This window comes from Vibrio gangliei (genome assembly GCF_026001925.1).
Classification (GTDB): Bacteria; Pseudomonadota; Gammaproteobacteria; order Enterobacterales; family Vibrionaceae; genus Vibrio; species Vibrio gangliei.
In genome coordinates this window covers 1,800,852-1,819,780 of record NZ_AP021869.1, presented here as the reverse complement: position 1 = coordinate 1,819,780, position 18,929 = coordinate 1,800,852, and the positions used below count along the sequence as shown (strand labels likewise).

At 42.7% G+C, this 18,929-nt stretch carries 19 protein-coding genes and 3 tRNA genes; 15 read left to right on the top strand and 7 right to left on the bottom strand.

The window, feature by feature from the left end; all coding sequences use genetic code 11:
- Nucleotides 1-3: 3 nt before the first annotated feature.
- The 6 genes from prmC (at nucleotide 4) to ybaK (ending at nucleotide 5,662) form a co-directional block, all read left to right on the top strand.
- Nucleotides 4-876 carry a peptide chain release factor N(5)-glutamine methyltransferase gene (prmC, locus tag Vgang_RS08325; protein ID WP_105900975.1) on the top strand — a complete coding sequence of 291 codons (873 nt, stop codon included), beginning with the start codon at nucleotides 4-6 and terminating at the stop codon, nucleotides 874-876.
- A 52-nt stretch (nucleotides 877-928) separates the two neighbouring features.
- Nucleotides 929-1,309 (top strand): SirB2 family protein, encoded by a 381-nt coding sequence (locus tag Vgang_RS08320; protein WP_105900976.1) that lies wholly within the window; start codon nucleotides 929-931, stop codon nucleotides 1,307-1,309.
- A gap of 25 nt (nucleotides 1,310-1,334) precedes the next feature.
- A complete protein-coding gene (locus Vgang_RS08315) occupies nucleotides 1,335-2,150 on the top strand; it encodes a SirB1 family protein (RefSeq protein WP_105900977.1) in 816 nt (271 codons plus the stop codon).
- Between the two features lie 64 nt (nucleotides 2,151-2,214).
- Nucleotides 2,215-3,066, top strand: a complete 852-nt coding sequence (gene kdsA / locus Vgang_RS08310) for a 3-deoxy-8-phosphooctulonate synthase (protein WP_105900985.1) — start codon at nucleotides 2,215-2,217, stop codon at nucleotides 3,064-3,066.
- A gap of 182 nt (nucleotides 3,067-3,248) precedes the next feature.
- The gene (gene ushA / locus Vgang_RS08305; protein WP_105900978.1) at nucleotides 3,249-4,913 is read left to right on the top strand and encodes a bifunctional UDP-sugar hydrolase/5'-nucleotidase UshA; all 1,665 of its coding nucleotides are present in this window, start codon (nucleotides 3,249-3,251) and stop codon (nucleotides 4,911-4,913) included.
- Nucleotides 4,914-5,185: 272 nt separating this feature from the next.
- Entirely contained in the window at nucleotides 5,186-5,662 is a 477-nt protein-coding gene (gene ybaK, locus Vgang_RS08300) for a Cys-tRNA(Pro) deacylase (RefSeq protein ID WP_105900979.1), read from the top strand.
- A gap of 44 nt (nucleotides 5,663-5,706) precedes the next feature.
- On the opposite strand, the gene Vgang_RS08295 is transcribed toward ybaK, so the two are convergent.
- Nucleotides 5,707-6,600, bottom strand: coding sequence for a helix-turn-helix transcriptional regulator (locus tag Vgang_RS08295; protein ID WP_105900980.1), 894 nt, complete (start codon nucleotides 6,598-6,600; stop codon nucleotides 5,707-5,709).
- A gap of 115 nt (nucleotides 6,601-6,715) precedes the next feature.
- Here Vgang_RS08295 and Vgang_RS08290 point away from each other — a divergent pair, with 115 nt between their 5' ends.
- A complete protein-coding gene (locus tag Vgang_RS08290; RefSeq protein ID WP_245879866.1) occupies nucleotides 6,716-8,875 on the top strand; it encodes a TonB-dependent siderophore receptor in 2,160 nt (719 codons plus the stop codon).
- A 125-nt stretch (nucleotides 8,876-9,000) separates the two neighbouring features.
- Nucleotides 9,001-9,987, top strand: coding sequence for an alpha/beta hydrolase (locus tag Vgang_RS08285; protein ID WP_157945989.1), 987 nt, complete (start codon nucleotides 9,001-9,003; stop codon nucleotides 9,985-9,987).
- Here the strand turns inward: Vgang_RS08285 and Vgang_RS08280 are convergent.
- The 3 genes from Vgang_RS08280 to Vgang_RS08270 all read right to left on the bottom strand — a co-directional run bounded on the left by Vgang_RS08280 (nucleotide 9,988) and on the right by Vgang_RS08270 (nucleotide 11,052).
- Nucleotides 9,988-10,061, bottom strand: a tRNA-Cys gene (locus Vgang_RS08280). It abuts the gene before it with no gap.
- 56 nt (nucleotides 10,062-10,117) lie between these two features.
- Nucleotides 10,118-10,204: transfer RNA gene (locus Vgang_RS08275), tRNA-Leu, on the bottom strand.
- Between the two features lie 185 nt (nucleotides 10,205-10,389).
- Entirely contained in the window at nucleotides 10,390-11,052 is a 663-nt protein-coding gene (locus Vgang_RS08270; protein ID WP_105903750.1) for a TetR/AcrR family transcriptional regulator, read from the bottom strand.
- Between the two features lie 116 nt (nucleotides 11,053-11,168).
- Here Vgang_RS08270 and Vgang_RS08265 point away from each other — a divergent pair, with 116 nt between their 5' ends.
- The 5 genes from Vgang_RS08265 (at nucleotide 11,169) to Vgang_RS08245 (ending at nucleotide 14,770) form a co-directional block, all read left to right on the top strand.
- Complete coding sequence (locus Vgang_RS08265) at nucleotides 11,169-12,125, top strand: HlyD family secretion protein (protein WP_105903751.1); 957 nt, start codon at nucleotides 11,169-11,171, stop codon at nucleotides 12,123-12,125.
- On the top strand, nucleotides 12,125-13,069 hold the full coding sequence (locus Vgang_RS08260) for an ABC transporter ATP-binding protein (protein WP_105903752.1): 945 nt from the start codon (nucleotides 12,125-12,127) through the stop codon (nucleotides 13,067-13,069). Before Vgang_RS08265 ends, Vgang_RS08260 begins: the two co-directional genes overlap by 1 nt.
- A complete protein-coding gene (locus tag Vgang_RS08255) occupies nucleotides 13,066-14,178 on the top strand; it encodes an ABC transporter permease (protein ID WP_105903753.1) in 1,113 nt (370 codons plus the stop codon). Before Vgang_RS08260 ends, Vgang_RS08255 begins: the two co-directional genes overlap by 4 nt.
- 83 nt (nucleotides 14,179-14,261) lie before the next feature.
- Nucleotides 14,262-14,513: a type II toxin-antitoxin system Phd/YefM family antitoxin gene (locus Vgang_RS08250; RefSeq protein WP_105903754.1), complete on the top strand. Its 252-nt coding sequence runs from the start codon at nucleotides 14,262-14,264 to the stop codon at nucleotides 14,511-14,513.
- Nucleotides 14,510-14,770, top strand: coding sequence for a Txe/YoeB family addiction module toxin (locus tag Vgang_RS08245; protein ID WP_105903755.1), 261 nt, complete (start codon nucleotides 14,510-14,512; stop codon nucleotides 14,768-14,770). The genes Vgang_RS08250 and Vgang_RS08245 overlap by 4 nt, the downstream gene beginning before the upstream one ends.
- A gap of 14 nt (nucleotides 14,771-14,784) precedes the next feature.
- Here the strand turns inward: Vgang_RS08245 and rluF are convergent, their stop codons facing one another.
- Complete coding sequence (gene rluF, locus Vgang_RS08240; RefSeq protein WP_105903756.1) at nucleotides 14,785-15,861, bottom strand: 23S rRNA pseudouridine(2604) synthase RluF; 1,077 nt, start codon at nucleotides 15,859-15,861, stop codon at nucleotides 14,785-14,787.
- 146 nt (nucleotides 15,862-16,007) lie between these two features.
- Nucleotides 16,008-16,589, bottom strand: a complete 582-nt coding sequence (gene smrA, locus Vgang_RS08235; RefSeq protein WP_105903757.1) for a DNA endonuclease SmrA — start codon at nucleotides 16,587-16,589, stop codon at nucleotides 16,008-16,010.
- Nucleotides 16,590-16,790: 201 nt separating this feature from the next.
- Here smrA and Vgang_RS08230 point away from each other — a divergent pair.
- Nucleotides 16,791-16,867: transfer RNA gene (locus Vgang_RS08230), tRNA-Pro, on the top strand.
- A 243-nt stretch (nucleotides 16,868-17,110) separates the two neighbouring features.
- Here Vgang_RS08230 and Vgang_RS08225 read toward each other — a convergent pair.
- Entirely contained in the window at nucleotides 17,111-17,602 is a 492-nt protein-coding gene (locus Vgang_RS08225) for a MarR family winged helix-turn-helix transcriptional regulator (protein WP_157946044.1), read from the bottom strand.
- 130 nt (nucleotides 17,603-17,732) lie between these two features.
- Here Vgang_RS08225 and Vgang_RS08220 point away from each other — a divergent pair, with 130 nt between their 5' ends.
- Complete coding sequence (locus Vgang_RS08220; RefSeq protein ID WP_105903324.1) at nucleotides 17,733-18,908, top strand: multidrug effflux MFS transporter; 1,176 nt, start codon at nucleotides 17,733-17,735, stop codon at nucleotides 18,906-18,908.
- The last annotated feature ends 21 nt before the right edge of the window (nucleotides 18,909-18,929 follow it).

Below are 18,929 nucleotides of genomic sequence, written 5' to 3'. Positions count from 1 at the left end.
TCGATGAAAAGTATTGAAGCCAATCTACATTCTGCCATTGCCGCTTTGATTAAAAGTGGCAGTGACAGTGCGGCGATCGACGCGGCGGTGTTGATGTGTCATGTGCTGGATAAGCCTCGTAGTTACTTGTTAACTTGGCCTGAAAAAGAGCTGAGTTCAGAGCAGCAGCAACAATTTGATGCCTTATTAGCTCGTCGAATAGCCGGCGAACCGGTCGCTTATATTGTTGGTGAGCGAGAGTTTTGGTCTTTGCCGCTTGAAGTGTCGACGTCGACTCTAATCCCGCGTGCGGATACCGAAAGGCTGGTGGAATTGGCATTAGATAAAATTGCTGAGCTTGATGGTGATATTCTCGATCTCGGCACTGGGACTGGCGCGATTGCGTTGGCTTTAGCGTCAGAATTCCCCAAGCGCCATGTGATTGGCATTGATCTGCAAGTGGAGGCACAACAACTGGCTACGCGTAATGCCAAAAAGCTGGCGATCAATAATGCTCGCTTTTTACAAGGTAGTTGGTTTGAGCCATTAGACGCAAAAGCGCAGTTTGCCTGTATTGTGAGTAATCCACCTTATATCGATAAGCAGGATCCTCACCTGGCTCAAGGAGATGTACGCTTTGAGCCTTTGACAGCATTGGTGGCCGAGCAAAAAGGTTTGGCCGATTTGGCTTATATTGCTCAGCATGCAACCCGCTATTTAAAATCAGGTGGTTGGTTGCTGATGGAGCATGGTTACGAGCAAGGTGCGGATGTGCGAGATATTTTGCTCAAATTGGGCTATCAAGCCGTATCGACAGAGCAGGATTATGGTCATAATGACCGTGTTACATTAGGCCGTTGGAAAACCAGCAGCGAAGACATTCAAAATTTGCATTGATAAAAATAAAATAAATACATTGGCGACAAGATAGCCAAAAGGAAGAGTGAGCATGCTATACACCTCAATCAAACATATCCATTTACTCGCGATTGCACTGAGCGTTTTATTGCTCACCATTCGTTATGTGCTAATGATGATGGATTCGCCATTACTGCAAAAGAAGCTGTTTAAAGTGACACCTCATGTTGTCGATACCATTTTATTGGCTTCAGGTATCGCATTAATTTTTATTACCGGTTTTATTCCGTTTACCGCAGCCGGTGCCTGGTTGACCGAAAAAATTAGCTGCGTACTCGTGTATATCGCACTTGGTTTTGTCGCGTTAAAACTGGGCCGTAATAAAATTATTCGTAGTGTGGCGTTTTTCGGTGCACTCGGTTGGTTGTACTGGGCAGCACACCTTGCGATGACCAAAGTGCCAACATTATAAATCCTTATTAAGTAGTTTAGTTTCAATGACAGATTTAGACCTATTTGAACAAGATTTAGAGCAATGCAGTTTATTGGAAGGGGCATTGGCGCTCAATGCCATGATTTTTCCAGAAACCGATAAGTACTGGGTCACGCACACCTTAAATTCTTTGTTTGAGGAGCTTGAGCAGGCGCTAGTTCATGACATTGATGATAAACAAAAGTTTGAATCCTTCTTACGTATCTTCTTCCATGAGTGGGGATTTCACGGCGATAGCGATGAGTTTTTTAACTCCGACAATACCCGCGTTGATTTGGTATTAAAGCGTCGTAAAGGTATTCCGGTCAGCCTTGGGGCTATCATGTTGCACTTAGGGATGCGACTCGGTTTCCCGATGGAAGGTGTGAGTTTTCCAAGTCAATTTATTATTAAACTGACTTGGCCAAATCAAGCACCAATTTATATCAATCCATTTGATGGCGAATATGTTTCGAAATCCATTTTACGCGCGTGGTTGATTGGTTATGAAGGCCCACTCGCGAAATTGAAGCCGCAACACCTTGCTGCGTGTGATAACCCCAGCGTGCTTGGTCGTTGGCTTGCGGTGATCAAAGGGGCATTATTACGTGAAGATAATTTCGAGCAAGCGTTAAAATGTACCAATATTGCGCTAAGCTTTGTGCCAGATGATCCGTATGAAATTCGCGACCGTGGCTTTATCTACCAGCAGCTCGATTGCCAGCAGTTAGCGGCGGATGATTTCCAATATTTTATCGACAACTGCCCTGATGACCCATCATCAGAAATGCTGAAAATTCAGGTGAACGTATTAAGCGGTCACCTAGTAACATTACATTAAGTTTATTCATTTCAAACGATTATGTTTGAACGACGGAGTAAGAAAACCTATGTCTTCTACAAGCATGCAACAGAAAACCGTTCAGATTGGTGACATCCCAGTAGCAAATGATAAGCCATTCACTTTATTTGCAGGCATGAATGTGCTGGAGTCTCGCGATCTTGCGATGCAAATTTGTGAGCATTACGTCAAAGTGACAGAAAAACTAGGCATCCCATACGTATTCAAAGCCTCGTTTGATAAAGCGAATCGTTCTTCCGTGCATTCATACCGTGGCCCAGGCTTAGAAGAAGGCATGAAAATCTTCCAAGAGTTGAAAGACACGTTTGGCGTGAAAATCATTACCGACGTTCACACGGAAGCGCAAGCTCAACCTGTTGCAGATGTGGTGGATGTGATTCAGCTTCCGGCTTTCCTTGCTCGTCAAACTGACTTAGTTGAAGCTATGGCTAAAACGGGTGCGGTGATCAATGTGAAGAAACCACAATTTATGAGCCCAAACCAAGTGGGTAATATCGTCGATAAATTCGAAGAGTGTGGTAATGACAAAATTATCTTATGTGAGCGCGGTTCATGCATGGGTTACGATAACCTAGTCGTGGATATGCTTGGTTTTGGTGTTATGAAAAAAGCCTCTAACGGCAGCCCAATTATTTTTGACGTGACGCACTCATTGCAAATGCGTGATCCATCGGGCGCTGCATCAGGTGGCCGTCGTGAGCAAACCGTTGAACTCGCGAAAGCAGGTTTAGCAACCGGTATTGCGGGTTTATTCATCGAAGCGCATCCAAACCCAGATCAAGCAAAATGTGACGGCCCATCAGCATTGCCGTTAGACAAACTAGAGCCTTTCCTAAAACAAATGAAAGCGCTTGATGATTTGATCAAAGGCTTTGAACATATCGATATTCGTTAATCGATTTTGCTCTAATAAAAACCAGCCAATTGCGGCTGGTTTTTTTATGTCTGGAAAATAGGGGTATAAATGTGATCTACCCGTCACTTTCATGTGTTACAGATTCATAAGTAGATTCAATGAATTAGACTTTTATCACCCATTCCATTTTTATTTTCCCAATTTTTGACAGGTATTCATTGATGAAGCATTTTGTATTAAAGACCTCTGTGGTCGCGATAGCACTTGCGTCTGTTGTAGGTTGCTCTTCTCAAAACTCAAGCCAACATGAATGGCAAACCGATAAAACCTATCACCTCACCATTTTGCATACCAATGATAACCATGGCCGCTTCTGGCATAACCAAGATGGCGAATACGGTATGGCAGCCCGTAAAACCGTGGTTGACCGTGTACGTCAAGAAGTTCAAGCAGAGGGTGGTAATGTTTTATTATTCTCTGGTGGCGATATTAATACCGGCGTACCTGAATCTGACTTACAAGACGCTGAGCCTGATTTTAAAGGGATGAATCAAATTGGATACGACGCCATGGCCGTTGGTAACCATGAGTTTGATAATCCGCTGGATGTATTGATGAAGCAACGTGACTGGGCTAACTTCCCAATGTTGTCGGCCAATATTTACGATAAAAATACCGGTAAACGTTTGTTCCAGCCTTATAAAATCTTTGATGAGCAAGGTATTAAGATTGCCGTTATTGGTTTAACCACGGAAGATACGGCCAAAATTGGTAACCCAGAATACATTGGTGGCATTGAGTTTCGTGATCCGAAAGAAGAAGCAAAGCAAGTCATTGCCGAATTGCAAGCTAATGAGAAACCGGATTTGATTTTTGCTGTGACGCACATGGGGCATTACGATAATGGTCAAAGTGGCGTTAACGCTCCGGGCGATGTCACCTTGGCTCGCTATTTACCACAAGGTGAATTGGATATGATCATCGGTGGTCACTCGCAAGAGCCTGTATGTATGGAAAGCCCAAATCATCGTAATCAAAGCTATCAACCTGGAGAAGAATGTAAGCCTGACCAACAAAATGGCACTTGGATTGTGCAAGCGCATGAATGGGGAAAATACGTTGGCCGCGCAGATTTTGAATTTAAAAATGGTGAGCTCAATTTAGTGAGCTATAACCTTATCCCAGTTAACTTAAAGAAAACCGTGCTAGTGAACGGTGAGAAAAGAAAAGACTTTATTCAGTCAGAAATCCCACAAGATCCTGAATTAAAAGCGTTACTCCAGCCATATCAAGACAAAGGCCAAGCTCAGTTGAATGTGAAAATTGCTCATACAAATGGCAAGCTAGAAGGAGATCGCAATGAAGTCCGATTTCGTCAAACCAACCTAGGTCGCTTGATTGGTCAGGCGCACATGGAGCGCGTGAATGCCGATTTTGCCATCATGAACTCCGGTGGCGTACGTGACTCTATTGCCGCGGGTGATATCACGTATAAAGATGTGCTGAAAGTGCAGCCATTTGGCAATATCGTCACTTATATTGATATGAAAGGCAGCGATGTGCTTGATTACTTAAATGTTGTCGGCACCATGCCAGTTGACTCTGGTGCATACGTGCAATTCGCGGGTATTTCAATGACTGTCGCTGATGGTAAAGTCAGCAATGTGAAAATCGGTGGTAAAGCATTGGATGTCAATAAAGTATATCGCTTCTCTATTCCGAGCTTTAATGCCGCAGGTGGCGATGGTTATCCGAAAATTACCGATAAACCAGGTTTTGTAAACACAGGTTTTGTTGATGCGGAAGTGTTAAAAGATTACTTAGAAAAACACAGCCCGCTTAGTATTGCGGATTACGAGCCGGATGGAGAGATTCAATATAAGTAATATAACCTTCGTACTTGAAGCTGCAGCTTTGTTGACGGCGTTCATTCGCCCCCCTATTTATTATTAGAGATAGGTTTAGGCAAGCTAAACTCATGGGGCCTCATTCGCTTGTCGCCTCACTGCAACTTCAATTACTTTGGGTATAAGTTTTCGTATTGAATTGCATTTAGCTTTAATCAAAAATAAACAGCGTACAGCGATATTTTCGTTTTACGCTGTTTTTTGTTTCTCTCTGTTTTTTATTGCGTTGCTTGTTAGTTGGAAACCTTGTTATGACACCTGCTATTAACCTTGCCAAGAAGAAAAAAATTCCTCATACCGTGCATCAGTATAAGCACGATCCTAATGCAGCCAGTTATGGTTTAGAAGCGGCAGAAGTGTTAGGGCAAAACCCCGCGCAAGTGTTTAAAACCTTGCTGTTTTGCGTAAATGGTGAACCTAAAAATCTCGCGGTTGCGATTGTTCCAGTGGAAAATAAATTGAACTTAAAACAAGCGGCGAAAGCAGCAGGAGCAAAAAAAGCGGACATGGCCGATCCTGACATTGCACAAAAAACCACAGGATACGTTGTGGGTGGCATCAGCCCGCTCGGGCAAAAGAAAGCGCTGCCGACTTTTATTCATCAATCCGCATTAAACTTTGACACTATTTGTGTTTCAGCCGGTAAACGCGGCCTTGAAATTGAACTCGCGCCGCAGGATTTGGCGATTTTGACGAGAGCGAAGTTTGTGGAGTTGTGCCAAGGGTAGTTCCACAAAGAGTTGTCACTGGACAAATTGTTGTAGCGTTTTCTTTAGCCTCGACAACATGGTGGATGACCAAATAGTTTTCGGTAGGCGGTAATGAAATTGCTGATATGTTGGTAACCCGCTTGTTCGGCTGCTTTAACTAGTGATATTTTTCCGTCTTCTAGTGCTTCTTTGGCTCGAAATAATGCTCTTTCACGTAAGTAACGTTTCAAGCTTATCCCAAATTCTTGCTGAACTTTTCTTTGGAGAGTGGAAATGCTCATGCCAAGATCTTTTGATATTTCTTCAAGCGTCATATGTTGTACTTTATCTTGGGTAAGGTATTGCTTTAATCGGTTAGTTTGTTTACTGGTCTGCATGGTTGTCGTGGAAAAATAAAACTGGCTGAGCATGTTTTCCCACACAGCTAAAGCTAGCGCTTCACGTAATAACTTCTCTGAAAAGCAGTGACTGCTAGTGAGGTTAATCGCTTCGGCAATTTGGCTTAACTCAGGTGATAAGGTCCAATCAAATCGGCTTAGATGTTCAGTAAATACATGAGTGAATCTTTCTTTTTCATCACCATGTAAATGCTCCTCTAGCCAAGTCAGTGAAAAGGATAAAACGATACTACGGCTACGTGTTCGAGCTTTTGATGCGCCTTTTACAAGATCTGCCTTCCGGTAATACACCGCAGTAGCCACAATAGGATCACTCTTACTTATGCGGCAGCCATGCAATGAATGCTTGTTGCCATAAGTCATTAACGCCTTATTTTCTAAAGGTAAAATGATCAATAACTGAGGATCTATGATTCTCTGAGAACACGAATCGCACTTATGTACGATGTCTTTATTATGAAAACGAGCGCCATCTTGAATGTGTAAATTTTCGACCCGGCCGCTGAAAATGCCTCTTTGTGTTGGAATTGCGGCAACCTCTCTGTGTTCGAGTGACATCAAATTGACCTTTTTGAATAATGAATTGGTGATTTTGCAAAATAGAGCCTGAGAACGAGCTGATATATTAACGCCAAATTATGCAAATGAAAATCATTATCAAAAGGGTCTATTCATGTTAAAGGAAATGACAAAGCATCCGTTGGCTATCGCAATTTCTGTCGTTGTACTCGGGGTAAACAGTGCATGGGCAGATGATGCTGATGTGGAAAATAAAGACAATCAAATCGATGAGTCTGTGGTGGTTTATGGAAACCCACTCTATGGTATGGCGTCTTCTGAAGAAACTGGTGGATACAGCGTTGATGCCGCGACGGTTGGAACAAAAACACCTGCGGCATTGAAAGACATACCGCAATCTGTAACGGTTTTGACTAATGACTACATTGAAGAGCGCAATTATGTTGCGGTCGACGATCTTGCCAAATACACACCGGGTTTACGCACTATGGCTAATGACAGCGGCCGATCTTCCATTTTTTCCCGTGGGTATGAATTTGATGAAGTGAATCTCAATGGTTTACCATCACCAATGCAAAGCCGTTGGGGCAATTTACCCTCATTAGCTGCCGTTGACCGCGTGGAAATCATGCGTGGTCCATCTGGACTATTTAACAGCACCAGTGAATTAGGTGGTGTGATTAATATGGTTCTTAAAAAGCCAACAGAAGAATTCCACGCTTCGGCAACTGCAAGATATGGCAGTTGGGATCGGCATTACCTCGAAGCCGATATGGGCGGTGCGCTAACACAAGATGGATCAGTTCGTGGTCGTTTTGTTGTCGCCAATTCTGATAATAAAAACCAGGTAGATTATAACGACAATGATAATGGCACTTATTATGGCACGCTCGAATTTGACTTGAGTGATCGAACTTTATTGAGTGTTTATGCTTTGTATCAAACTAAAGATATGCGCCCGACAAACGGTTTACCTGCTTACCAAGATGGTCAATTGTTGGATATGAAACGCAGCACGTTTTTAGGTTCAACCGATGATAAATTTGAAGCGCAAACAACGGATCTCGGTGCTTCATTGCAGCATGCTTTTTCTAATGGCGGAGTGGCTCAAGTATCGGCTCGTTATATGGATCATAATGCCAATGTGAATCAGATCTATACCAATGGCCCAGTCGATCAAGATGGTAATACGGGTTTGATGCTAAATGCGCAAGATAATCAACAATATAACTTTTCACTTGATGCTAACTACAGTCAACCGTTTAACTTATGGGGTAACCAAAGCGAGTTTGTTGTCGGTAGTGACTATAAAAAATATCGAGCAAATACCCGCAGTTATGCAGATCGAAATGTTGCATCGATTAATGTATGGGATTATGACCCTACATCGATTCGTACTCCAAGTTATAGCTACACTAAAGGGGTGAAAGAGTCGCAATCAGAAGTGGGTTTATACGGCAAAGTGACTTGGCGTTTATTTGATCCGCTGGCGTTCATTACTGGTGCGCGTGTGTCTTGGTATCAACTTGAAACAACCAATACCACACTGGCAACAGGGCAGCAATCAACGCAAAAAGATGACATCTCAGCCAAAGTGACGCCTTATGCAGGTTTAGTTTACGATTTAACTCAATCACATAGCTTATATCTAAGCTACTCGAGTGTATTCAAACCACAAACGAGCCAAGATATTGACGGTAATATGCTCAAACCGCGCGAAGGGCAACAGTGGGAAACTGGGCTTAAGTCGACATTGATGGACGGCTTGTTGAATACTCGTATTTCTCTATACCAGATGGAAGATAGTAACATTGCTGCTCAAGCTTACGATGACAGTGGTGTTGCGATTACCAATACTTATTGGGCGACGGGCGAAGTAAAAACTCGAGGTGTTGAGCTTGAAGCTATGGGGTATTTAACAGATAACTGGATGGTTTCAACAGGGTATACCTTTACCGATATTGATGAAGTATCGGGTGATCACAATGCAAAATTTGATGCGATTCCAAAGCATTCTTTGACATTATGGACCGATTATCATCTTGCCGATTTAGTTTATGGTTTACATATTGGTGGTGGTATGACGGCGGTAAGCGATTACCACTTTACTCAAGGTGATGTGACGACTAAACAAGCGGGATACGCCATTTTTGATGCTGCGATTCGCTACGATATTACCGATAATATGCAAGCTTCGGTGAATGTCTATAACTTGTTTGATCGTAAGTACTACTACCGCTTAGGCTCAACTACGACCTTTAACATGTATGGCGAACCGGCGAGTTTCATGGCTGGCTTCAAATATAAATTCTAATTGGTATGGGCTACGGAGTACTTCTGTAGCCCCATCTTTTATGAAATCCAGTTTTTATGAAATATGGTCTAATTCTTTTATTCTGCATGGGCTTAATTGGCTCTGTTCAAGCTAAGGAACACTCTTTGTTTACCAAGCACACTTTAACGTCTTCCATTCTCAAGCAAGACCGAGTTTATACGGTTTACTTACCGAAAGAATATCATCGAAATTCACAGCAAACTTTTCCGGTTCTTTATTTGCTCGATGGTGATAAGCACTTACTGCAAGTTGCGGGTATTTTAAATTCTTTTCAAGATGGACTCACTCCGAGAATGCCGGCCACTATTTTGGTCGCTGTGCATAATATTGATCGAATGAAAGATTTCACCCCAACGCACACCATGAAATTGCCGAATGGAGAGCAAGCGGGTGATTGGTATCAACACACTGGCGGTGGTGAAGATTTTTTGCATTTTTTATCTGCAGAACTACAACCGCACATCAATCAACAATATCGGACACAAGCGCCAAATATTTTAGTAGGACATTCATTGGGTGGGTTAGAAAGTTTGTATGCCGCCAGCCAGAGCGATGTGTCTTTTCAGGCATTCATTTCCATCGATCCAAGCCTATGGTTTGACTTTCCTAAGAATTATCACGCGATTGAAAAAGGGCTGACAGCTAACGTCGTGACATCAAAAGCCATTTATTTTGCGATAGCCAATAATCCATATACGCCAGGTTTTGGCTTATCCACTTTCCATCGTGATCATCTGCAACAGTTTGCCCAAGAATTTAACCAAAAAACCAATGAAAGTGTAAGTTTTCAATGCCAATTTTATGCGGAGCATGATCACCATTCGGTTTATCACCAAGCCGTTTATGATGGGTTAGTGTGGTTATTTGAAGGTTACAATCTAAGTGGCAATCTTGCTGAATTTTCAGTTGAGCAAATTCTGCAACAATATGTGCAATTAAACAAAAAGTTAGGCAGCCAATTAAAGCCAGATCAGCAAGGATTACTTAGATTAAAAACGAAAGGGCAACAAAATCCTAAGATGGGTATTCCAGTTAAGAAAATCAATGAATTGCTAGCGTATTATTACAGTGAAGGAAAAAAGAGTAGATAATGGAGGCGCCTCCCGGAGTCGAACCGAGGTCCACGGATTTGCAATCCGCTGCATAGCCACTCTGCCAAGGCGCCATTATTTTTTCATGAGAATATTGCTAGGAGTCAGCAAGAAATATCGAAGATCTAGATGGTGCCCCGGGCCGGACTTGAACCGGCACAGCGCGAACGCCGAGGGATTTTAAATCCCTTGTGTCTACCAATTCCACCACCAGGGCACATGCAATCTAAACTGCAAGGCACCTAACTGAACAGTTAGAACACCATCATCCTCCGTTTGTCTGGAGAACGAGATGTACTTTAGCGCATTATCAGAAGAGGTAAACCTTTTTTTATAAAAAATGCGTTTAAGTGCCTGCTTTTTGGGCTTTTTGCTTTCTTTGTAAACATAATGATGATTAGTTCATCGCTGATTTTGACTCGCCGTGTAGTTTTCTCCCGCCGCTTTTAAACCTGCCAAACAAAAACTGTACATGTGACGGCTTAAATAATCTCGCTCCAATAGCCCTATTTGAACGAATGGGGTTGGTAGATTGGGGTTGCTCATTAACATCATTAAACAAGGGGCGGCGACACTGAGTAAACATGGATAAAGCTCAGGCTCATTGGCGGGAATGCCGGATATGTCCGATATAATTTTTTTTACTATGGTGATTTTGGGTTGTACTTCGGTATTGAATAGTACCGTTAAATGTTCACTGGGAGACATCAATTCACGAGCGATGAGTTGCCCATAGCCTTGCTGATTTTGATTAGCTGAGTGACAAAGGTTATCAAGCAGTAACTTGAGTTTTTCGGTTGAATCAACGGGTTGGGCGTCGATGGCTTGTAATATTTCTAATTTAAATAGATGAGAATGAGCAGAGATAAGTGAAGCTTGATATAACCCTGAACGATTACCAAAATGATAATTGATGGAAGCTAAATCAGCACCCGCTTCCTGAGCAATTTGCTTGTTGGGTGTGCCTGCCAGTCCATTTTGCGCAAATAGGCGGATCGCAGTTTCTAAAATGCGTTGTTTAGTCGAAGCGCCATCGCTGCGTGACGAAGTCTTACTTTTATTCATTTTCTACTCTTATTACTTGAACTGAGTTTAAATTTACTTTAATTTAAGTTTAAATTCAATTTAAACTAAGTCTGTTTAAGGCGATGGTCAAAGTGATGTTGGCCATGGAGGATACGATGAAACCAATCCATTTTCTGATTTCAAGTAGCTTGGTAGTACTGCTTGCGGCTTGTTCTCAGCAAGAAAGTACTCAAGCATCCGGCACGTTAGAGCGTGACCGCATTAGCTTGATATCCACTGCGAGTGAAATTGTCGTGAAATCTCCGGTGAAAGAAGGATCGAAAGTCGAAAAAGGCCAGCTTCTGTTGCAGCTAGACAGTAAAAATCAAAAAGCCGTACTTGCCAAGGCCAAAGCTGAGTTGGCTCAAGCACAAGCGAACTTAACCAAAATGCTTAATGGAGAACGAGCGGAAGATATTGATGCAGCGAAAGCCAATCTTGCCAATGCCAAGGCAAAGTTAACCGATGCGCAAAAACACTACACCCGTATGTCTGAACTGGTGGCAAAAAAACTGGTGTCGATATCTGAGCGAGATAACGCTTTGGCTGAACGAGATGCCGCCAAAGCAACCTACGATTCTGCTTATCAAACCTGGCAAAAACTTACCAAAGGCAACCGAGTTGAAGATATCGAAGTGGCGCAAGCCCAATTGGCTGCCACGAAAGCTGAAGTGGTACTGCAAAGGCATAAACTTGATGAATTGAGCATTATCGCGACTCGTAACGGAATTTTAGACTCCTTGCCTTATCACTTAGGGGAACGAGTGCCGGAGCATGCGGTCGTCGCTATTGTTCAAGCGAATACTCAGCCTTACGCACGCGTTTATATTCCTGAGCCTTATAAACATAAAGTTCATTCTGGTGTGACATTAACCGTGCATGTCGATGGAATTGATGAGGCTATGAAAGGCACGGTGCGTTGGATTTCAGTCGAGCCTGCGTTTACGCCATATCGCAACATGACAGAAGAAGATCGCTCACGTTTGGTCTATTTAACTGAAATTGATTTGCCAGATAGTGCTAATCGCTTACCTGCGGGTATTCCATTGCAAGTGGATTTGGAGGGCATTTGATGGCTCAATCGACTCGTTCGGCAGAGATCGCCATTCAAGCCAAAAATGTGGTGAAAAAGTTTGGTGATTTTAAAGCGATTGATGATATTTCTCTTAACGTTCCTAAAGGCTGTATTTATGGCTTTTTAGGCCCCAATGGTTGCGGAAAATCCACCACCATTCGTACCTTAACTGGCCTTTTAACGCCAACCTCCGGAGAAATTGACGTTTTAGGTTACAAAATTCCAGAAAATGCTGACCAACTGCGTTTGAAGATTGGTTACATGACGCAAAAGTTTTCTCTCTATGATGATCTCACGGTAGAGGAAAATCTGACTTTCATGGGACAAATTTATGGCATGGAAAAAAGCAAACTTAAACAGCGTATGGAAGAACAACTGACGACTTATGGCTTAGACCAACTTAGGAAACAACGGGTTAAAGGTATGAGTGGCGGGCAAAAACAGCGATTATCATTAGCCTCAGCCACCATGAACCAGCCAGAATTGTTGTTTTTAGATGAACCTACGTCGGCTGTTGATCCGGAAAATAGACGTGATTTTTGGGAAAAGTTGTTCGATCTTTCCGACCAAGGCACCACGATTTTGATCACCACACACTATATGGATGAAGCGGAAAAGTGCCATCGCTTAGCCATTATGGAAGCGGGGAAAATGCGCGCTGATGGGGAACCGGAAGCCTTAATGCAACAAATGGGTGTGAATGTGGTTGAAATAAAAGCCGATAATTTGCGCCAACTTAAACAAACTTTATTGCAAAAAGAGCCAGTCCGTACTGCAGCGCAATTGGGCGTGCGTTTGCGTGTGCTGATTTATCAAGATATAGATCAGCCGATTGATTGGTTGCGTCAAAGCTTACCTGAACTGGCAAATGCTGAGATGGAAATCGTGCGCCCAACCTTAGAAGATGTCTTTGTGAGTGTGACGGGGGAAGGCCGCCAATGATCAATCTATTTCGTATGAAAGCCATCATGGTGAAAGAGCTTCGCCAACTATCTCGTGACAGGCTCACATACGCCATGATTGTGATGTTACCACTTATCCAATTATTGTTATTTGGGTTTGCGATTAACACCGTAGTTCGCCATGTGCCGGTAGCGGTGGTTGATCAAAGCCATACTCAAGCATCACGCTGGATCATTGAATCGGTGAAAGCGTCACAAGTGGTGGAGATTACTCACCAATATCATTCTACTGAGCAAGCACAACAAGCGATTAAATCGGGTGAAGTTCGCGCGGCATTAGTCTTGCCCCATGATTTGATACAGCGGCAAGTGCAAGGTCGAGTGCTAGGTCAATGGATGATTGATGGCTCTGATAGCATGATAAGTTCAACGATTTTAGGCTTGCAGAATCTCCCTGTGACTCCCAAAGAGAAGCTGAGTAATATCGATATTCATCAAAAGTCACAATCTCAAACATTTGAAATGACGATGTTTTATAACCCGAGCCAGAAAACGTCACTCAATATCGTGCCCGGTTTATTGGGCGTGATTTTAAGCATGACCATGGTGCTGTTCACCAGTATTGCCATTGTGCGTGAGTCGGAGCAGGGCAACTTAGAGTTATTGATCACCACACCGGTATCTTCACTCGAATTAATGATTGCGAAAATTGTGCCGTATATTTTTGTCGGTTTACTGCAAGTGCTGATTGTACTTAGTTTAGGCCATTGGATATTTGATGTGCCGATCAATGGCTCCATTTTAGATATTTTACTTGGTTCATTGGTGTTTATTTCAGCTAGCTTAACGCTGGGTTTATTAATTTCTACTATTGCGAAAACTCAACTGCAAGCCATGCAATTAACTTTGTTTGTTATTTTGCCATCGATACTCCTTTCGGGCTTTATGTTTCCGATTGAGGGCATGCCAGTGGTCGCACAATGGATCGCACAAATTCTTCCAGCAACACATTACATGTCGTTGATTAGAGCCTTGGTGTTAAAAGGCGCTGATCTTTCTGATTTGTATAAAGATGTGATTTGGTTGTCTTGTTTTACCGTTGGTGGGGTGATTGTAGCCGCGTTGAGATTTAAGAAAACGTTGGACTAATTTCTCACTCCTTTTGCTTGAAATTTGAACAGACGATCTCTAGTATGTACATAAAAACGTACATGCACATTTTGGAGGTTATCATGGACGCAATTAGTTATACCGCGGCTCGCGCAAATTTGGCGAGTACGATGGAAAAAGTCTGTGCTGATCATGCTCCGGTGATCATCACCCGTAAAAGTGAAGCGCCTGTTGTGATGATTTCACTGGAAGATTATGAAGCGATGCAAGAGACCACCTACTTGCTTCGAGCCCCAACCAATGCTCGACGTTTATTGGAGTCAATTGCTGAACTTGAATCTGGACAAGGACAAGAAAGGGAATTACTTGAATGAAATTGACCTTTTCTAGTCACGCTTGGGAGGATTATTTATATTGGCAAAGTACAGATAAGAAGGTTCTCAAACGTATAAATTTATTAATTAAAGATATACAAAGAGAACCTTATGACGGGATTGGTAAGCCTGAGCCATTAAAGCATGGCTTGTCAGGTTATTGGTCCCGGCGAATTAATGATGAGCACCGAATCGTTTATCGCTATCACGACAATACGATTCTTATTGCTCAACTTCGTTTTCATTACGGTTCCTAAAGACCGTTCTATTTTTACTTCTTTGGCGTCCATTTTTTGATGGTGCTGCTGTTTGAGTTACCAAAACGAGAGCCTTTATTGGCTGGCTTGCCTTGAGAGTTGGCACCAGATTTCGGTTTATCTTGGTTGCGGCTACGGTTGCCACCAGAGCGTTCACCATTGCGGCTTTTTGAATTGTTAGGTTTACGCTCAAATTCACCCTTGCCGCGGTAAGTCTTAAATTGACCCGCTTGTTCTTTTTTCAATTCGCGTTCTTTTTCAGCTTGCGCTTGTTTGCGGGCATCATGCAGTTTAGCATCGGTTGCTTTGGCGATGTATTTGCCATCTGCCGCTACTTTTGACGCTTCTTCTGTGCCGCTAGAGCCTTCAATCATACTGTGAATTTCAGCAATTTCTGCATCGGTTAAATAGCGCCATTTGCCATTAGGAAGGCCATCAATAGTGATGTTCATAATGCGTACGCGGCGCAGCTTATAGACATCATAACCAAGCGCTTCACACATGCGGCGAATTTGGCGGTTTAAGCCTTGGGTAAGCACGATACGAAATGAGAAATCGGTTTCTTTACTCACCTGACAAGGTAGGGTTGTTGTATCTAAAATATCAACACCTGAGCCCATTTTTTGAATAAACTCATCAGTGATCGGTTTATCGACACGTACCACATATTCTTTTTCATGTGCGTTGCCAGCACGTAAGATTTTATTCACGATGTCGCCATCGTTGGTTAAGAAAATCAAACCATCCGACGGTTTATCTAAACGACCAATCGGGAAAATACGTTTGCGATGACCAATAAAATCAACAATGTTTCCTTCCACGTGACGTTCGGTAGTACAGGTGATACCCGTTGGTTTATTAAGCGCAATATAAATCGGTTTTTCTTTGTTGCGGATCGGTTTGTTATCCACTTCAACTTCATCACCAGGTAGAACTTTTGTGCCCATTTCCGGCACGATACCATTAATGGTCACACGGCCTTGGTCGATGAGTTTGTCTGCTTCACGGCGGGAGCAAAAACCAGAATCACTGATGAATTTATTTAAACGAATAGCGCCAGTTTGGTTGGTTACAGAAGTTTGGTTGGTCATAATAATCTCTTTTGACGTTTCACAACGGAAATGCTCAGACAATAATTAGCTAGAATTGCTGAGCGGTAAAGTGGGGCCGAGTTTAGCAGTTTGGATGAAAAAGAGACAGCGTTAAAAACTGTCTCGAATAGTGGTTAAAGCTGAACTTAACTCATGCGCTTTTGATGGCGCTCACGGTTATCCAGTTTCATTTCCGCGCTTTTCTTGATCAGTACATAAACCGCGCCACTGCCACCGTGAAAAGGTTGAGCAGAATGAAAGCACATGACATCAGAAATTTGTTCTAGCCAGGCAGCCAAATAGCTCTTCATCAAAGCAGGAGGGTTAGAGCGCTCACCTTTGCCATGTACGATTAATACGCTGCGAGTATCTAAACGCTGTGCTTGGCGCAAAAACGACACCACATCATCACGTGCCTGCTCTAGTGTGCGGCGGTGTAAGTCGAGTTTGGCGGTAATTGGGTATTTTCCGAGGCGAAGTTTGCGGAATACGCCATCTTGCACGCCGTCTTTCTTATACTCCAAAATATCATCAGGTCGTAGCATCGGCGCGTTATCAAGTGAAAGATACTCATCGTATTCATCCGCAAGCGATACTGCCGCTTTTCGTCGAGCGAGGTGTGCCTCGGTGATGGTTCTTTCTTTCAAACGAACAGTTGTGTCTTGTTTGATTGGTTTGACGTCGCCCATCATTTGTTGGAATAAATCTACATCGTTGTCGTCAGTCATCATCGGCACCACTACTTCGTAATTCGAGTTTTTGCAAATTATAGCTTTCGGACTTGAGAAAGAAATTTTATCTGGTTACTAATTCAGCGATCAAACCGATTTTTTTAAAATATCGAAAAAATTACTGAAAACCCCTTGCCAATACTCATTAAATCCGTAATATACGCATCTCATTCAGCGACACATTGCTGACATGATTCTCGGTGAATAGCGCAGCTTGGTAGCGCATCTGGTTTGGGACCAGAGGGTCGGGGGTTCGAATCCCTCTTCACCGACCACTTTTAAAAAAGCCGCATCAGCAATGGTGCGGCTTTTTTGCATTTAAACTCCGACGGGTCGGAGGTTCGTCTGATATTAGAATCTTGGCTCTTCACCGACCATATTAAGAAAAAGGCTCTGCAGAAATGCGGAGCCTTTTTCGTTTTAATTCCGACGGGTCGGGGGTTCGTTTGATATTAGAATCTTGGCTCTTCACCAACCATATTAGAGAAAGCTGCATCAGCAATGGTGCATTTTTTCGTTTACCCTTCCCAATCATTCAGTATTTTTGTTAGTAGCTCTTCAAATTGTTTTTGTTCTTGTGCATTTAAGCAGGACAGCTTTTGTTGTCGGGATTGTTGTAGCTTATCCAAAATACTCTCAATGGTTTGTAAACCGATTTCCGTTAATTGCACCAACTTACTTCTTTTATCTTCTGGATTATCAATACGCTCAATAAGCTGCTTTTCTTCGACTCGTGCTAATACTTTTGTTAGTCCACCCGAACTGAATAACATGGTTTTATAAAGCAGGGTTGGTGAGGTGTTATAAGGTTTTCCTTGGCGATACAAGCTGATCAAAATACTGAAATCAGCTTGTTGTAGTTGGTATGGGGCTAGGTGTTGTTGAACGTCTGCTTTTAGGTAATCCGAGATACGGTGAAGACGTAATGTCATCCCTTCAAAGGGAAGTCGGTTTCGTTCAGTGATAGAACCTAATGATAGTAGCTCTGAGACGGTAATTTTATCTGCCATAAATCCTCTCCCTGTATTTGGGTTTAATTTTATCTTGCTAGAAAGATAAGTGCTAGTTATCATTTTGTTAAATCTCGTTTTGGAAATCACGATTTTCAGATTTAATAGCCTTTCGTAAAAGGAGTTTATAATGGCTAAGTCAGTTCCTAAGTCATTGATTGTTTTATTGGCCTGTGTATTCGCATTAAGCCCATTTTCGATTGATACCTATTTGCCTGCGATACCTACCATTACTTCTCAACTTAATGTTGATATTCATTGGGTGTCGATGACAGTGAGCCTCTACGTTTTTGGCTTGTCGATTGGCCAGTTATTGGGCGGTCAATTTTCGGATAACTATGGCCGCCAAAAAGTGATGATTGCAGGTTTGTTAGTCTATGCCATCGGCAGTCTTGCGATCGCAACGATTCACTCGATAGAGGCTTTATGGCTCTTCCGCTTAGTACAAGCACTCGGTGGAGGCATGGCGGTAGCCTGTGTACCGGCCTTAATACGAGATAATGCAGAAGGGCGAGAAGCGGCGCGATTATTTTCCTTGATTGCGTTAATTATGATGATTGCTCCTTCTGTTGCGCCGAGCGTAGGTACTCTGATTCTTGCTGTTTTGAACTGGCACTTTATTTTTATTTTCCTTGGCTGCTTAGGTATTATTTTTGCGTGTGTTGCCTGGAAAGTGATCCCCAAACCTGTGGTGAACTCTTCAGAACATCGTCCTAAATTGATGAGTTATTCCGAGGTCTTTCGTCAACGAGCCGTGTTGGGTTATTTGTTATCGTTAACATTTGGTTTTAGCGTGATGATGATTTATCTCACCAATTCACCATTTGTGTTTATGGAATATTTTGGCTTATCAGAAAAACACTTTTCGATGCTGTTTTTAATCAATGTTGTAGGCTTGGTGTGTATCAACCGTCTTAATAGCGCGTTATTGAAAAAGTACGATCCAGCGTTGTTATTGGTTCGCTTTATCCAGTTGCAATTGTGTGGTGCGCTTACTTTATTTGTTTCTGTGGCCTTGCTACCAAATAGTATTTATGGCGTTGCAATTGGTTTTCTGCTTATGGTGTCTACCAATGCTGGCATCATGCCAAACACCAATGCTTGTTATCTGCAATACTTTAAACAAAACGCCGGTAAGGCTTCTGGCTTACTTGGATTTATGCAGTTTTTCACGGCGTCAATCATCAGTGGATTAGTGGCGTATTTTAGTGATGACAATTTATGGGTAGTCGCGTTTGGTGTGGTTTGCAGTAGCCTCGTTGCATTATGGGGCGCGACTGATGGCATGCGCCGTCAAAATGCCTGATATTTTTCCTCACTTTAAACA

Excerpts from the sequence above, each read along its gene's own strand:
- prmC (WP_105900975.1), top strand. The coding sequence starts at position 4 with ATGAAAAGTATTGAAGCCAATCTACATTCTGCCATTGCCGCTTTGATT.
- Vgang_RS08320 (WP_105900976.1), top strand. The coding sequence starts at position 929 with ATGCTATACACCTCAATCAAACATATCCATTTACTCGCGATTGCACTG.
- Vgang_RS08315 (WP_105900977.1), top strand. The coding sequence starts at position 1,335 with ATGACAGATTTAGACCTATTTGAACAAGATTTAGAGCAATGCAGTTTA.
- kdsA (WP_105900985.1), top strand. The coding sequence starts at position 2,215 with ATGCAACAGAAAACCGTTCAGATTGGTGACATCCCAGTAGCAAATGAT.
- ushA (WP_105900978.1), top strand. The coding sequence starts at position 3,249 with ATGAAGCATTTTGTATTAAAGACCTCTGTGGTCGCGATAGCACTTGCG.
- ybaK (WP_105900979.1), top strand. The coding sequence starts at position 5,186 with ATGACACCTGCTATTAACCTTGCCAAGAAGAAAAAAATTCCTCATACC.
- Vgang_RS08295 (WP_105900980.1), bottom strand. The coding sequence starts at position 6,600 with ATGTCACTCGAACACAGAGAGGTTGCCGCAATTCCAACACAAAGAGGC.
- Vgang_RS08290 (WP_245879866.1), top strand. The coding sequence starts at position 6,716 with ATGTTAAAGGAAATGACAAAGCATCCGTTGGCTATCGCAATTTCTGTC.
- Vgang_RS08270 (WP_105903750.1), bottom strand. The coding sequence starts at position 11,052 with ATGAATAAAAGTAAGACTTCGTCACGCAGCGATGGCGCTTCGACTAAA.
- Vgang_RS08265 (WP_105903751.1), top strand. The coding sequence starts at position 11,169 with ATGAAACCAATCCATTTTCTGATTTCAAGTAGCTTGGTAGTACTGCTT.
- Vgang_RS08260 (WP_105903752.1), top strand. The coding sequence starts at position 12,125 with ATGGCTCAATCGACTCGTTCGGCAGAGATCGCCATTCAAGCCAAAAAT.
- Vgang_RS08255 (WP_105903753.1), top strand. The coding sequence starts at position 13,066 with ATGATCAATCTATTTCGTATGAAAGCCATCATGGTGAAAGAGCTTCGC.
- Vgang_RS08250 (WP_105903754.1), top strand. The coding sequence starts at position 14,262 with ATGGACGCAATTAGTTATACCGCGGCTCGCGCAAATTTGGCGAGTACG.
- Vgang_RS08245 (WP_105903755.1), top strand. The coding sequence starts at position 14,510 with ATGAAATTGACCTTTTCTAGTCACGCTTGGGAGGATTATTTATATTGG.
- rluF (WP_105903756.1), bottom strand. The coding sequence starts at position 15,861 with ATGACCAACCAAACTTCTGTAACCAACCAAACTGGCGCTATTCGTTTA.
- smrA (WP_105903757.1), bottom strand. The coding sequence starts at position 16,589 with ATGACTGACGACAACGATGTAGATTTATTCCAACAAATGATGGGCGAC.
- Vgang_RS08225 (WP_157946044.1), bottom strand. The coding sequence starts at position 17,602 with ATGGCAGATAAAATTACCGTCTCAGAGCTACTATCATTAGGTTCTATC.
- Vgang_RS08220 (WP_105903324.1), top strand. The coding sequence starts at position 17,733 with ATGGCTAAGTCAGTTCCTAAGTCATTGATTGTTTTATTGGCCTGTGTA.